The sequence below is a fragment of the Roseovarius sp. genome (assembly GCF_040219995.1).
In the GTDB taxonomy this organism is placed as follows: Bacteria; Pseudomonadota; Alphaproteobacteria; order Rhodobacterales; family Rhodobacteraceae; genus Roseovarius.
Map to the genome: position 1 here is coordinate 22,142 of NZ_JAVJUC010000015.1, position 12,917 is coordinate 35,058.

Here is a 12,917-nt window from a genome sequence, read left to right on the forward strand (position 1 = left end):
GTCTTAGCGGAAGGGCGGCGAGTAGAGGATGCCGCCATCGGTCCACTGCGCGTTCAGACCGCGCGCCAGACCAATCGGGGTATTCTCGCCGATGTTCCTCTCGAACACCTCGCCATAGTTGCCACCAACCGCGATTGCGCGCTTGGCCCAGTCAGCGTCGAGGCCGATCATCTCGCCAAGGTTGCCCTCGGTGCCAAGCAGGCGGTTGATCTCGGGGCTGTTGGTCGGCGCCGATGCCATCTCTTCGACATTGGCGCTGGTGACACCCAGTTCCTCAGCCGAGATCAGGGCATTGAGCGTCCAGCGCACGATATCACCCCACTCGTTGTCGCCGTGGCGCACAAGCGGGCCAAGCGGCTCTTTCGAGATGATCTCGGGCAGGATCACGTGCTCCGTCGGGTTCTCGAACGCGGCGCGGGTCGCGGCAAGGCCGGAGGCGTCGGTCGTGTAGGTGTCGCAGGCACCGGCAAGGTACTGCTGCTGGCCTTCGGCGTTGGTTTCGATCGGCACCGGTTCGTAGCTGATGTTGTTCTTGCGGAAGAAATCCGCGAGGTTCAGCTCGGTGGTGGTGCCCGTCTGGATGCAAACGGTCGCGCCGTCGAGTTCCTTGGCCGAGCTTACGCCCAGAGCCTTGGGCACCATGAAGCCCTGACCGTCATAGTAGTTGACGCCGACGAATTCGAACTTGAGGTCGGTATCACGCGAGAAGGTCCAGGTGGTGTTGCGCGCCAGCATGTCGATCTCGCCAGAGGCGAGCGCGGTGAAGCGTGTCTTGCCGGTGGTCGGCACGAATTCGACAGCTTGCGGATCGCCCAAAACAGCGGCAGCAACGGCGCGGCACACAGCGACGTCAAAGCCTTCCCAGACGCCGTTCGCGTCGGGCGCAGCGAAACCGACGAGACCGGTGGTCACGCCGCAGTTCAGCTTGCCGCGGGCCTTGACGTCATCGAGCGTAGCAGCCGCAGATGCGCCGGCAGCCACGCCAGCGACGGTCAGCGCGCCCAAAAATACGGTTTTTTTCATGTTTACCTCTTCCTGATTGTCCGCTCTTTCGAAAGCGGTTCGTTCGGCCCGCACGGGGCCGCTGTGACACTGTTTGAGGGATCAAAACCCCTGTCAGTGTCCGCAAGTTTGTGTGGATTCATCACAAAACGTCAAGTCTTTGTTCAAGAAAACCAATAGCCGACAGGATCATGACCCAAGGTCAAAGACCTGAAAAGGGCATCCGCCTCACCCGCGCGAAAGATCGTAAAAGTATTTCGCGTTGAGAAAGTCAGTTTCTTTCCGCAGCGCGACCGCTTCGGCCTCTTCGTCGTTACCCCATTGCTCCTGTTGCCAGGTTTCGTCAATTCGGGACAGCTGCCACAGGGTTTTTGCAGGGTGAAGATCATGGATCGCGGCGAAGCCGATGATCAGCGAGCCGCTGAGGCTGACGAGATCGTGAAAGGCGGTCAATGCCCAATTATCCAGCATTTCCACCTGTGCGTGCAGGCGCGCAAGCGGTTCAACCCCTTGCGGTTGGTGCATGACGCCCGTGCGCGGGTGCAACCGTGCGGAAAGGACCGATTCGGCCCAGTCAAGCAGCGGATCCCAGGCCTCGGCCTGCCGTGCGGCCAGTTCCGCCGGGCTCTCGGCGCGGTAGCACAACAAATCGCTGTCGCCGTAATCGGCGATCATGCGCGCCACCTCGGCATGCTGATGCGCGACCTTGTCGATGGCGGCATTGGCAGCGCGGGTGACGGGCATGGTGTCGGGGACGATTTTGCTGTCTTGCGCGTCCCATTCCGTGGCGATGGCCTGAGCCATGGCACGGGTCGGCACGATCAGTTCCGCCTTGGCGGGGGTGCGCACGCGGCGACCATCCAGATGCACGCTGAAACCTTGGTCGGTCTCACTGATCCCGGCCTCTTTCCAGAAGCGTTTCGCGGCCCATTCGCTCATACCGGTGCCCTCCAGATATCGTCGATCAACCCCGCAAGATCGCGGAAATCGCGCGCGATCGCAGTCGCCGCGCCCAATGCCTCGGGCTTGTGATAGCCCCAGCTGACGCCGATGCCGGGGATGCCCGCCGCGCGGGCCATTTCCATGTCGAAGCTTGTATCACCCACCATCACCGCGTTTTCCGGCGCGACGCCAGTCTCCGAGAGGGCCGCGCGCAGCATCGAGGGATGCGGTTTCGACGGGTGGTGGTCGGCCACCTGCCGGGTCACGAAGAAGGACCGCAGATCATGGCCGTCCAGCAGCTTGTCGAGCCCGCGCGCGGATTTCCCCGTCGCCACGCCCAACAGCGTTTCGGGCACCGCGTGCAGTGCGCGCAGGGTGTCGAGCGCATACGGATAGAGCGGCGAGGATTGCGCCACGCCTGATTGCGCGCGCAGGCCCATATAGGCCTCCTTGTACCAGCCGACGAGGCGGGTGTGCAGATCGGCGGGCAAGTGCGGTGCCAGCCGCGGCACCGCTACGTCGAGCGACAGCCCGACGATGCCAAGCACCGCCTCGCGGCCGGGCGCAGGATGGTCGGCGCGCTCGAACGCCGCCGTCATCGCCGCCAGAATGTCGCCCTGACTGTCCACCAGCGTGCCATCCACATCGAAGATCACCAGACGCAACGGGCGGCTCATGCCATATCCTCGAGCGGGTCCTCCGGCGCCTCGGATGGCTGCCACTGAAAGAGGTCCCAGGTGCGCGCCATATGCTCGGGCAGAGGTGCTGTAAGATGCAGGATCGCTCGGGTCACCGGATGCTCGATCTTGAGCGAGCGGGCGTGCAGGTGCAGCTTGCGGCTGACATCGCCGCCCAGTTGCGCGCCCCAGCCGTCACCGAGGTTTTCCTGCCCTGAGCCGCCATATTTTCCGTCACCGACGATGGGATGCCCGATCTCGGCCATATGCGCGCGCAGCTGATGCGTACGCCCGGTCACCGGAATCAGCGCCATCCACGCGGTGCGCCCGCCGGCATTCTCGATCATCGCGTAGTCGGTGGTGGCGGGTTTCGCGCCGGGCGTAGTCTCGACCTCGCGCGGATGCAGGCAGAGCATCTTCTCGCCCTCGCCCTTGGCCCCGTGCCCGGGTGCCTTGACCAGACCGAACCGGATCGTGCCCATGCGCGGCACCGGCGATCCGGCGACGGCGGCCCAGTAGATCTTGCGCGTGTTGCGGTGGCGGAACGCGGCGGTCAGACCCTTGGCCGCCTCGCGGGTGCGGGCGAGGATCAGCACGCCCGAGGTGTCCTTGTCGAGCCGATGCACCAGACGTGGCTTTTCCTCATACCCGAAGCGCAGCGCCTCCGAGAGCCCGTCCACATGCCGCGCCTGTTTGCTGCCGCCCTGCACCGGCAGGCCCGGCGGCTTGTTCAGTGCGATGATGTGATCGTCGCGGTAGATCACGCAGGACTGGATCATCTTGGCATCCGTTGGGCTGATCCGGGCGGCGTCAGGTGCGGGCTTGCTGTCGGCATCGGGCAGCGGCGGGATGCGCACGCTTTGCCCCTCTTCCAGCCGGGTGGCGGATTTCACGCGCCCGCCCTCGACCCGCACCTCGCCCTTGCGGCACATCTTTTCGATCTGGCCTTGGGTCAGATGCGGGAATTGCCGCCGCAGCCAGCGGTCGAGACGCTGATCGCCATCGCCGGGTTTCACGACCCGTGTCTGAACCGTGCTCATGCCGTGATCCCCCGTGCCAGCCAGACGCCAAGCGCCAGTGCCGCGAGCGAAAGCACGACCGACAGGCCGACATAGGCCGCCGCCGCCACGATCTGCCCGCGTTCATAAAGCGTGAAGGCCTCGAGCGAGAAGGCCGAGAATGTGGTGAAGCCGCCCAGCACCCCGGTCATCAGGAACGGGTTGAGATGATCGAACCCGCGTTGAAAGGACAGCACCATGATCACCCCCATCAGGAAAGAGCCCAGAACATTGACCGTCAGCACGCCGAGGGGAAAGCCGGGCCCCGCGACGCGCAGCATGGCAAGACCCACGCCAAAGCGCAGGCAGGCCCCGATCGCACCGCCAAGAGCCACCTGAAGAAAGGTCATCATCATGGCGGCGTCTGTCGCGCGGGCGGGGTGCGTTGTCAAGCGGCGTGGTGGCGCGGGGCGTTCATGCCCCGAGCGTCTTGGCGGCCCAGACCAGCGCCAGCCCGATCACCAGCGCGAGCAATCCCAGCAGCCGACGTGCCTCGGGCGGCAGGGCCGCGAGGGCGACAAGCATCTGGTCGATAAGCGAAGGGGCCAGCGCATAGACCAGCCCCTCCACGATCAGCACCAGCCCGAGAGCCAGAAGCGCGGTTTCGATCATTGGTCCGGTGTGGCCGAACGCAGGTAATCGAAGAACTCGCTGTCCGGCGTCATCACCATCGAGGAATTGCCGCCCTGGAGCGCCTTTTCATAGGCTTCGAGCGAGCGGTAGAAGGCAAAGAACTCCTCGTCCGAGCCGTAGGCCTCGGCAAAGATCGAGTTGCGCTCGGCGTCGGCCTCGCCTCGGATCACCTGCGCTTCACGCTCGGCATCCGACAGGGTCTCGGTCACGGTCCGGTCGGCAAGAGCGCGCACGCGTTGTGCGGCCTCGTTACCACGGGCGATCTCGTCAGCGGCCTCGCGCTCGCGCTCGGCACGCATCCGGGCAAAGGTGGCGTCGAGGTTCTGATCGGGCAGGTTGGTCTGCTTGAGCCGCACGTCCACCACGTCGAGACCGAGGCCTGCGGCGCTGGTCTGCGCATTTTGCTGGATGCGCCCCATCAGGCTGCGACGATCTTCCGACAGGATGGTGTCGGACGTCACCTGATCGGCACCCAGAACCTCGCGGATCTGCGCGTTGAGAACCGACGAGAGCCGATCCTCGGCCACGCGCAGACCGCCGACACCCACCGCCTTCCGGAACTGCACGACATCGCGGATGCGGTAGCGGGCGAACGCATCGACCACGAGGCGGCGGTCATCCGACGGGGTAACCTCGATCGTGTCAGTATCGAGCGACAGGATACGGTCGTCATAGCGCACGACTTCCTGGATGAAGGGGATCTTGAAGGCGAGTCCCGGCTCTTCCTTGACGTCCTTGATCTGGCCGAATTGCAGCACCAGCGCCTTTTCGCGCTCATCCACCACGAAGATCGAGGAGAGGCCGAGAAAGACGACCACGACGAGGAACGGAATGAAAAATTTCGTCTTGCCCATGATCTCAGTTCCCCTGATTGGTGGTGCTGTTGCGGCGCAGTTCGTTCAGCGGCAGGTATGGCACGACGCCGCTGCCTTCGCCGCTGCCGACGATGGACTGGTCGAGGATCGTCTTGTCGATATCGCCCAGAACCTGCTCCATGCGCTCCAGATAGAGACGCTTGCGCGTGACTTCGGGTGCTTTCGAGTATTCTTCGAGAACCGAGTTGAAGCGGCTTGCGTCACCGCGCGCCTCGTTGACCACGCGGGCGCGGTAGCCTTCGGCCTCTTCCAGCGTCTGCGCGGCCTCACCACGGGCCTCGGCCAGCACGCGGTTGGCGTAGGCGTCGGCCTGACGTTGCAGGCGGTCGCGTTCCTGTTCGGCGGCCTGCACTTCGCGGAAGGCGTCGATCACCTCGCGCGGCGGGTCAGCCTTGTCGAGGTTGACACGGACAATGCGGATGCCGCTTTCGTAATCATCCATCGTGGCCTGAATGTCCTCCATCGCGGTGTCGGCGATGATCCCACGATCCCGGTTGAGGATCGGCGCAAGGTTCGAGGCCGCAATGATCTCGCGCATGACGGATTCCGATACCGCCTGCACGGTCAGTTGCGGATCGCGGATGTTGAACAGGAGCTTGGCGGGGTCGGCGATGTTCCAGACCACCTGAAAGTTGATGTCCACGATATTGGCATCGGTGGTCAGCATCAGACCTTCATTGCCGCGCGTCTGGCGCTCGCCGATATCCTCGGTGCGTTCCGAAGTGACATTGACGATTTCGTAGGTCACGACCGGCCAGGGTGCAAAGTTCAGACCCGGGTTGCCGGTCTTGTAATATTCGCCCAGGAAAAGCTCTACGGATTGCTCTTCGGGCTTGACGGTATAGACGCTGGCGAACACCCAGAGCGCCACCGCGCCGAGCGCGGCCAGACCGATGGTGCCCTTGCCGAATTGCGGGCCTTCGCCGCCACCGCCGCCGGTGCCGTTCGAGCCGCCGCCACGACCGCCCATCAGCACGCGAAGCTGGTCCTGACCCTTGCGCACCAGATCGTCGATCTCGGGCAGTTGCGAGCCTCCTTCGGGAGGGCGCCGGCCACCACCCTTGTTAGGGCCACGATCATCGCCGCCGCCTCCAGAATTGCCGCCGCCGCCCCATGGGCCGCCAGAATTTCCAGCCATACGTCTCTCTTCCCTTGTTGTCCCGCCAGTCACGGTCTTGGTCTCTACCTGTGCAGCACAGGCGAAAAATCAAGCCGCTCAGACAGGCGTTTTCATTGTCACAAGCTCTTCCGACATGGTCGGATGCACCGCCACGGTCCGGTCGAAATCCTCTTTGGTCGCGCCCATCTTGACGGCGATCCCCGCCAGTTGGATCATTTCGCCCGCGCCGGGTGCTACGATATGACACCCCAGAACCTTGCGGGTTTCACGGCTGACGACAAGTTTCATCAGCACCCGGTCGGGGCGTCCGGCAAAGGCGGTCTGCATCGGTCTGAACGAATTGCAATAGACATCGACCGGCTCCTGATCGCGTGCGGCTTCCTCGCTCAGGCCCACGGTGCCCATCTCTGGCTGGGTGAAAATCGCGGTCGGGATCAACTCGTGATCGACCGGCGTCGGGTTGCCGTTGAATACCGTCTCGACAAAGGCCATGCCCTCGCGGATGGCCACCGGCGTGAGGTTCACCCGGTCGGTCACCTCGCCGATGGCATAGACCGAGGGCACGCCGGTCTGGCTATACTCATCGACCACGATTTCGCCCTTGCGCCCGGTGGCGACGCCTGCGGCCTCAAGCCCCAGATCCTCGGTGTTGGGGGCGCGTCCGGTGGCGAACATAACCTGTTGATACATGGCCTCGGTGCCATTGCTGGCCTTGACGCGATAGCCACCCTCGACAGGGTCCATCGACAGGATGTTGGTGCCCAGATGCAGGTGAATGCCCGATTGGATCATCTCGTCAGAGACCAGGCCGCGCGCCTCGCCGTCAAAGCCGCGCAGGATCTGCGCGCCGCGATAGAACTGCGTCACCTGCACGCCGAGGCCGTTGAGGATGCAGGCAAACTCGCAGGCGATATAGCCGCCACCGATGATCAGGATCGACTTGGGCAGCGTTTCAAGATGAAAGATGTCGTTCGAGGTGATGGCGTGCTCGGCCCCTGGCAGGTCGGGTTTGACCGGGCGTCCGCCGGTGGCGATCAGGATATGCCGCGCGCTATGCTGTGTGCCGTCGGCCAGTTCCACGGTATGCGGGTCAACCAGCCGCGCGCGGGTATCGAAACTCTCCACCTCGTTGTTGCGCAGGATGCCGCGATAGATCTCCTCGAGCCGGTCCAGCTCGGCATGCAGTTTCGTCTTGAACGCGTCCCAGTCGAAACCGCCCGCATGCACCGTCCAGCCATAGGATTGCGCGTCGGCCATGGCGCCCCGATATTCCGAGGCGAAGACCATCAGCTTTTTCGGCACGCAGCCGCGAATGACGCAGGTGCCGCCATAGCGGTCCTCCTCCGCAAGCGCGACCTTTGCCCCGCCCTGTGCCGCCACGCGCGCCGCGCGCACCCCGCCGGAGCCGCCGCCAATCACGAAAAGATCGTAGTCGAATGCCATGCCCGCCCCCGTGTCAGTCGTTCAGATCGGTGAAAAGATTGTCGTTCTCGACGAAATCGAGCCGGTCTTCCTCGACCGTGCCCTCGTTGATGTCGCGGGTCTCGACCCGGCCATCGCCGTAACCAAGGATCACCACGTCGCAGATATCGAGAAAGAGCCCGTTCTCGACCACCCCCGGCATCTGGTTGAGCGCCATCGAGAGCTGATGCGCGTTGCCGATGCGGCCCAGGTGCAGGTCGATGATGTAATTGCCCTCATCGGTGATGAAGGGCCGGTCGCCGTTCATCCGCAGGGTCGCGTCGCGGCCCAGCACGTCCATGTTGATCAGCAATTCCTCGACCAGCGACTTGGTGGTCTGCCAGCCGAAGGGGATCACCTCGACCGGCAGGGGGAAGGCGCCGAGGGCCTCGACCTCCTTGCCGATATCGGCGATCACCACCATCTGGTCGCTGGCCGTCGCCACGATCTTTTCCTGCAGGAGCGCGCCGCCGCCGCCCTTGATCAGGTTGAGATTGGCATCGAATTCATCGGCCCCGTCGATTGTCACGTCGAGCCATTTCGCCTCATCGAGGCTGATCACCTCGATGCCCACTTCGCGGGCCAGTTCGGCGGTGCGGGTGGAGGTCGGCACGCCCCTGATCTTTAGCCCGTCCTCGCGCACCATCTCGCCCAGACAGCGCACCATCCAGGCCGCCGTGCTGCCGGTGCCGAGCCCCACGCGCATCCCGTCCTCGACGAAATCCACCGAGCGTTTGGCGGCCACGAATTTGGCCTTGTCGATGGGCGATAATTCTCCGGTCATGGCAGCGACTCCCCGTGTGTTCCGCCCGGGTTATAGGAGAGTTGGGGCGCGGGCGCGAGGGGCAATTGCGCGGCTCGGCCCCGGTTCAGACCGTCAAGTGCCGGGCCCGCGCGCCCCGTTCGATGGCCGCCGCGTGCAACCGGTCGATGTTCAATTCGTATCGGATTTCCTCCAACAGCCGCAATTCACGGTCGTTGAGCATGCCGTCGGCCGCCGCCACATCGCAGGCGAGCGCATAAGCGGTTTCATAGAGTTGCTCGGGCAGGTTGTCGCGTATGAGACCGAACAGCGCGTCGAGCCCATCCTCGACGCTGAACAGGTCGAACACGGTCTGCGACATCACCCGCAGCCGGTCGAGGTCATAGGCGGCAAAGACCGGCAGGTTGTTGACCGTGCTCTCGATCTTGACGAGTTCGGCGGTGCGCATGTCCTCGTCCGAGGCAGCGACGGCGATCATGACCGCGACAAGACAGTCCTGCGGGGTCAGCGGGTGGGGGATTTGATCGGTCATTCTGGGCCTTTCACGCCGGGCATTGTTGCAGTGCAGAATATTGACTGTTCCGCCCCCCCGCAATAGGAACCGGCCCAGCCCTGCCGGTGGCCTGACCGGCGCGAGAGGAGACGATCCGATGTCAGATATGCGCGAAGCCGCGATGAATTCGAAAGCCTGGCCTTTTGAAGAGGCGCGCCGCGTGCTCAAACGGTATGAGAAAAACCCGCCTGAAAAGGGTCATGTCCTCTTCGAAACCGGCTATGGCCCCTCTGGCCTGCCGCATATCGGCACCTTCGGTGAGGTGCTCCGCACCACGATGATCCGCCGCGCCTTTGAGGTGATCAGCGACATCCCGACGCGGATGATCTGTTTCTCCGACGATCTTGACGGGATGCGCAAGGTGCCGGGCAACGTGCCCAACCGCGAGATGTTGGCCGAGCATCTGCAAAAGCCGCTGACCTCGGTGCCTGATCCGTTCGGCACGCATGAGAGCTTTGGCGCGCATAACAACGCCATGCTGCGCCGGTTCCTCGACACGTTCGGGTTTGAATACGAGTTCATTTCGGCGACCGAGTTCTACGCGTCGGGGCAATTCGACGAGGTGCTGCTGCGCGCCGCCGAGCGCTATGACGAGATCATGAAGATCATGCTGAAATCCCTGCGCGAGGAGCGTCAGCAGACCTATTCGATCTTCCTGCCCCTCCATCCCGAGACGGGCCGCGTGCTCTATGTGCCGATGAAGGAGGTCAATGCCAAGGACGGCACCGTGACCTTTGACGACGAGACCGGGCGCGAGTGGACGCTGCCGGTGACGGGCGGCAATGTGAAATTGCAATGGAAGCCCGATTTCGGTGCCCGTTGAGCGGCGCTCGGCGTCGATTTCGAGATGTATGGCAAGGACCATTCCACCAATACGCCGATCTATGACGGCATCTGCCGGGCGCTCGGCATGCGCGCGCCGGAGCATTTCACCTATGAGTTGTTCCTGGATGAGAACGGCCAGAAGATCTCCAAGTCGAGCGGCAACGGGATCTCGATCGACGAGTGGCTGAGCTATGCCGCGACGGAATCCTTGAGCTATTTCATGTATCAAAAGCCCAAGACCGCCAAGCGCATGCATTTCGACGTGATCCCCAAGGCGGTGGACGAGTATCACCAGCAGTTGCGCGCCTATGCCGGGCAGGACATCACGCAGCGCCTCAACAACCCGGTGCATCATATCCACAACGGCGACGTGCCCGAGAGCCGGATGGTGGTGCCGTTCTCGATGCTGCTGAACCTCGCCTCGGTTTCCGCCGCGCATGACAAGGAGACGCTCTGGGGCTTCATCCGCCGCTATGCGCCCGAGGCGAGTGCCGAGACCCATCCCGACATGGATGCCGCCGCCGGATACGCGGTGCGCTATTACGAGGATTTCGTCGCGCCCGCCAAGACCTATCGCGCGCCCACCGATCTGGAGCGCGAGGCGCTGACCGATCTGCGCGATCAACTGGCGGCCTATGACGGACCGGTCGAGGACGAGGCGCTGCAATCGATTGTCTATGCCGTGGGCCGCGACCGGTTTGACCCTCTGCGCGACTGGTTCAAGGCGCTCTACGAGGTGCTTCTGGGGGCCTCTCAGGGGCCGCGCTTTGGCGGGTTCATCGCGCTTTACGGCGTGCAGGAAACCGTGGTGCTGATCGACAAGGGGCTGGCGGGCGAACTGGCCTGATCTGGATCATTGCGCGGCTTTGGTCCGCTTGCTACCTTTCGGGAAAACAGCAAGGGGGCGAGCGATGCGGACCATAGCCATCCTGACAGCAGCGGCACTCGCGGCCTGCGCGCAAACGGTGTCGATGCCCGATGCGCGCGAGGGTGCCGCGATCTATGCCGAGAATTGCGCGCAGTGCCACGGGGCCTCGGGCAAGGGCGATGGCCCTTGGGCGTCGGGCATGACGCCACCGCCCTCGGATCTCACGCAACTGACGATGGACGGGGAATTCCCGCGCGCGCATGTGCTGTCAGTCATCGACGGCTATGACCGCACCGATCTGCCGGGCAAGGAGATGCCGGAATTCGGGCTGCTGCTGGAGGGTGATACCGTTCCGGTCGATGTCGGCGACGGGGTGCTGACGCCCACGCCGCGCCCGCTTGCGGCGCTGATGGCCTATCTGGAGAGCATTCAGGAGGGGTGATGCCCGCGGGGATCAACCGCCGCGGATCAGCTCGTCCTCATCGTCCGAGGCCGACAGCCCGAGCGCGTCAAGGCCGTTCTCCAGATGGTCCGACAGATGCGGCGTGCCGAGCAGGTAATCGGCGCAGGGTGTGGTCGCTTCCTCGAAAGCGGTGCGCTTGGCCTCTTCCAGATCCTCGGCCTCGAAGCTGCCGCGCCCGATCCACATGACGGCGACGAGGCTTGCCTGTTCTTCCTCGCTCAATCGGTCGATGAAGGCGCGCAGTTCCCCTTCGGCCCGGTCCAGTTCCCGGGACATCAAAATGATCTGCGCGATCTTGTGAACTGTGATGTCTATCTTGTCATAGTCTCCTGTTGAGCTAGTCTAGCTCAGTAATGCCGGTCGGGTCGTCCCCCGTCCTTGTTCTTACTCAAATAGCCGGTAATAGGCCCAGTCCGGCAGGAACCGCGACAGGCGGAAGAGATAGCTGAAGAGGCGCGGGAAATGGCGCTGAAAGGCGCTGTCATCGCACATCAGTTCGAACATCTCCTGTGCTGCATCCTCGGGCGACATGATGAATGGCATCTTGAAATTGTTCTTGTCGGTCAGCCGCGTCTTGATGAAGCCGGGATTGGCGAGTTGCACACGCACCCCCGTGCGCCACAGATCGGCGCGCATCGATTCGGCGAGGTTCATCACGCCGGCCTTGGAGGCGGTATAGCCGATCGCCCCCGGCAGGCCGCGAAAGCCCGAGAGCGAGCCGGTCAGCACCACATGGCCCGCATCGCGCGCCACCATGCCGGGGATCACCGCGCCCAGCACCCGCACCGCGCCGGTGAAATTCACATCGGCCATGGCGGTGACCTCTTCGGCCTGCCACTCGGTCGAGGGCATCGGCCAGTAGACGCCCGCGAGATAGACCAGACCGTCGACCTCTCCTACCGTTTTGGCCGCCTCAGCCACGCTGGCGTCGTCTCGCACATCCATCGCCACGGCGTGTGCGCGACCCGGTAGGCTCTGCACCAAGTCCTCAAGTCGGTCGGCACTTCTGGCCGAGACGATCACCTCGGCCCCGGCCGCGTTGATCTTGTGGGCGAGGGCCGCGCCCAGCCCCTCGCTTGCGCCCACCAGCCAATAGCGTTTGCCCTGCCAGTCGGTCATGCTTCCACCCGGCGCATGGTTGCCACGAGTTCCGCCACCTTGATGCCGAACTTGCGGAACTGGCTGCGATTCACCACCACGCCGCCGGGCGTGAGGTACATCCAGTCGGTGACGCTGAGGACATGGCCGCCCGCCTCCTTCGGCAGGCGGATGCGATAGGAGAGCCGCGTCGCCGCGCCCATCTGCTGGCCTTCGCCCGAGCCCACCAGATCATCCGCCTCGGCGCGGATGGACCCGTCATTGCCCAGTTCCAGCCGCCATTCGCGATCCTGGCTGTTGCCGCTGTCATAGTCAAAATGCTCGCGCATGATGCCGCGATTGCCCTGCCAATGCGCCTCGAAATCGCCGGTGAAGCGCGAGGCGACGCGGCCAAGCGGGCCATAGATCACACCCTCGCATTTGATCGGGCCGTTGAGATGCTCGCGCAGATCGAAATGCGGCTCAAGCTGCGCGTAATCCTGTGGGGTCTGTGCGGAAAACCCTGTGAACCGCTCCTTGAGCAGCATCAGCGCCAGCATGATCGCGGCCCCCAGCAGGATGAAACCAAAAGCGTCCATC

General features: G+C 63.8%; 15 protein-coding genes and 1 pseudogene. 2 read left to right on the forward strand and 14 right to left on the reverse strand.

The window, feature by feature from the left end:
* Positions 1 to 3 precede the first annotated feature (3 nt).
* The 11 genes from RID11_RS08875 to RID11_RS08925 all read right to left on the reverse strand — a co-directional run bounded on the left by RID11_RS08875 (position 4) and on the right by RID11_RS08925 (position 9,063).
* Positions 4 to 1,023, reverse strand: coding sequence for an amino acid ABC transporter substrate-binding protein (locus tag RID11_RS08875; RefSeq protein ID WP_350137847.1), 1,020 nt, complete (start codon positions 1,021 to 1,023; stop codon positions 4 to 6).
* Positions 1,024 to 1,230: 207 nt separating this feature from the next.
* Complete coding sequence (locus RID11_RS08880; protein ID WP_350137849.1) at positions 1,231 to 1,941, reverse strand: ATP12 family chaperone protein; 711 nt, start codon at positions 1,939 to 1,941, stop codon at positions 1,231 to 1,233.
* A complete protein-coding gene (locus RID11_RS08885) occupies positions 1,938 to 2,621 on the reverse strand; it encodes an HAD-IA family hydrolase (protein ID WP_350137851.1) in 684 nt (227 codons plus the stop codon). Before RID11_RS08885 ends, RID11_RS08880 begins: the two co-directional genes overlap by 4 nt.
* Entirely contained in the window at positions 2,618 to 3,661 is a 1,044-nt protein-coding gene (locus RID11_RS08890; RefSeq protein ID WP_350137854.1) for an RluA family pseudouridine synthase, read from the reverse strand. The genes RID11_RS08885 and RID11_RS08890 overlap by 4 nt, the downstream gene beginning before the upstream one ends.
* Complete coding sequence (crcB, locus tag RID11_RS08895) at positions 3,658 to 4,035, reverse strand: fluoride efflux transporter CrcB (protein WP_350137857.1); 378 nt, start codon at positions 4,033 to 4,035, stop codon at positions 3,658 to 3,660. Before crcB ends, RID11_RS08890 begins: the two co-directional genes overlap by 4 nt.
* Before the next feature lie 58 nt (positions 4,036 to 4,093).
* The gene (locus RID11_RS08900; RefSeq protein ID WP_050663710.1) at positions 4,094 to 4,291 is read right to left on the reverse strand and encodes a DUF2065 family protein; all 198 of its coding nucleotides are present in this window, start codon (positions 4,289 to 4,291) and stop codon (positions 4,094 to 4,096) included.
* Entirely contained in the window at positions 4,288 to 5,166 is an 879-nt protein-coding gene (gene hflC, locus RID11_RS08905; RefSeq protein WP_350137860.1) for a protease modulator HflC, read from the reverse strand. Before hflC ends, RID11_RS08900 begins: the two co-directional genes overlap by 4 nt.
* A 4-nt stretch (positions 5,167 to 5,170) precedes the next feature.
* The gene (hflK, locus tag RID11_RS08910; protein WP_350137862.1) at positions 5,171 to 6,325 is read right to left on the reverse strand and encodes an FtsH protease activity modulator HflK; all 1,155 of its coding nucleotides are present in this window, start codon (positions 6,323 to 6,325) and stop codon (positions 5,171 to 5,173) included.
* Between the two features lie 78 nt (positions 6,326 to 6,403).
* Entirely contained in the window at positions 6,404 to 7,750 is a 1,347-nt protein-coding gene (gor, locus tag RID11_RS08915; protein WP_350137865.1) for a glutathione-disulfide reductase, read from the reverse strand.
* 13 nt (positions 7,751 to 7,763) lie between these two features.
* Positions 7,764 to 8,552, reverse strand: a complete 789-nt coding sequence (gene rpiA / locus RID11_RS08920) for a ribose-5-phosphate isomerase RpiA (RefSeq protein ID WP_350137868.1) — start codon at positions 8,550 to 8,552, stop codon at positions 7,764 to 7,766.
* Between the two features lie 85 nt (positions 8,553 to 8,637).
* Positions 8,638 to 9,063: a tellurite resistance TerB family protein gene (locus RID11_RS08925; RefSeq protein WP_350137870.1), complete on the reverse strand. Its 426-nt coding sequence runs from the start codon at positions 9,061 to 9,063 to the stop codon at positions 8,638 to 8,640.
* Positions 9,064 to 9,181: 118 nt separating this feature from the next.
* Between RID11_RS08925 and RID11_RS08930 the strand changes: the two are divergent.
* Positions 9,182 to 10,756 (forward strand): annotated as a pseudogene (locus RID11_RS08930) (lysine--tRNA ligase).
* Positions 10,757 to 10,820: 64 nt separating this feature from the next.
* Positions 10,821 to 11,219, forward strand: a complete 399-nt coding sequence (locus RID11_RS08935) for a c-type cytochrome (RefSeq protein WP_350137873.1) — start codon at positions 10,821 to 10,823, stop codon at positions 11,217 to 11,219.
* Positions 11,220 to 11,231: 12 nt separating this feature from the next.
* On the opposite strand, the gene RID11_RS08940 is transcribed toward RID11_RS08935, so the two are convergent.
* The 3 genes from RID11_RS08940 to RID11_RS08950 all read right to left on the reverse strand — a co-directional run bounded on the left by RID11_RS08940 (position 11,232) and on the right by RID11_RS08950 (position 12,916).
* Positions 11,232 to 11,516, reverse strand: coding sequence for a DUF3775 domain-containing protein (locus RID11_RS08940; protein ID WP_350137876.1), 285 nt, complete (start codon positions 11,514 to 11,516; stop codon positions 11,232 to 11,234).
* Positions 11,517 to 11,624: 108 nt separating this feature from the next.
* Positions 11,625 to 12,359: an SDR family NAD(P)-dependent oxidoreductase gene (locus RID11_RS08945; protein ID WP_350137879.1), complete on the reverse strand. Its 735-nt coding sequence runs from the start codon at positions 12,357 to 12,359 to the stop codon at positions 11,625 to 11,627.
* Positions 12,356 to 12,916, reverse strand: coding sequence for a DUF3833 domain-containing protein (locus RID11_RS08950; protein ID WP_350137881.1), 561 nt, complete (start codon positions 12,914 to 12,916; stop codon positions 12,356 to 12,358). Before RID11_RS08950 ends, RID11_RS08945 begins: the two co-directional genes overlap by 4 nt.
* Position 12,917 lies beyond the last annotated feature (1 nt).

Bases quoted from the DNA above. Each gene is read 5' to 3' on its own strand.
- RID11_RS08940 (WP_350137876.1), bottom strand. From the start codon at position 11,516: ATGTCCCGGGAACTGGACCGGGCCGAAGGGGAACTGCGCGCCTTCATC.
- hflC (WP_350137860.1), bottom strand. From the start codon at position 5,166: ATGGGCAAGACGAAATTTTTCATTCCGTTCCTCGTCGTGGTCGTCTTT.
- RID11_RS08885 (WP_350137851.1), bottom strand. From the start codon at position 2,621: ATGAGCCGCCCGTTGCGTCTGGTGATCTTCGATGTGGATGGCACGCTG.
- RID11_RS08890 (WP_350137854.1), bottom strand. From the start codon at position 3,661: ATGAGCACGGTTCAGACACGGGTCGTGAAACCCGGCGATGGCGATCAG.
- RID11_RS08875 (WP_350137847.1), bottom strand. From the start codon at position 1,023: ATGAAAAAAACCGTATTTTTGGGCGCGCTGACCGTCGCTGGCGTGGCT.
- gor (WP_350137865.1), bottom strand. From the start codon at position 7,750: ATGGCATTCGACTACGATCTTTTCGTGATTGGCGGCGGCTCCGGCGGG.
- RID11_RS08945 (WP_350137879.1), bottom strand. From the start codon at position 12,359: ATGACCGACTGGCAGGGCAAACGCTATTGGCTGGTGGGCGCAAGCGAG.
- RID11_RS08925 (WP_350137870.1), bottom strand. From the start codon at position 9,063: ATGACCGATCAAATCCCCCACCCGCTGACCCCGCAGGACTGTCTTGTC.
- RID11_RS08950 (WP_350137881.1), bottom strand. From the start codon at position 12,916: ATGGACGCTTTTGGTTTCATCCTGCTGGGGGCCGCGATCATGCTGGCG.
- hflK (WP_350137862.1), bottom strand. From the start codon at position 6,325: ATGGCTGGAAATTCTGGCGGCCCATGGGGCGGCGGCGGCAATTCTGGA.
- crcB (WP_350137857.1), bottom strand. From the start codon at position 4,035: ATGATGATGACCTTTCTTCAGGTGGCTCTTGGCGGTGCGATCGGGGCC.
- RID11_RS08900 (WP_050663710.1), bottom strand. From the start codon at position 4,291: ATGATCGAAACCGCGCTTCTGGCTCTCGGGCTGGTGCTGATCGTGGAG.
- RID11_RS08935 (WP_350137873.1), top strand. From the start codon at position 10,821: ATGCGGACCATAGCCATCCTGACAGCAGCGGCACTCGCGGCCTGCGCG.
- rpiA (WP_350137868.1), bottom strand. From the start codon at position 8,552: ATGACCGGAGAATTATCGCCCATCGACAAGGCCAAATTCGTGGCCGCC.
- RID11_RS08880 (WP_350137849.1), bottom strand. From the start codon at position 1,941: ATGAGCGAATGGGCCGCGAAACGCTTCTGGAAAGAGGCCGGGATCAGT.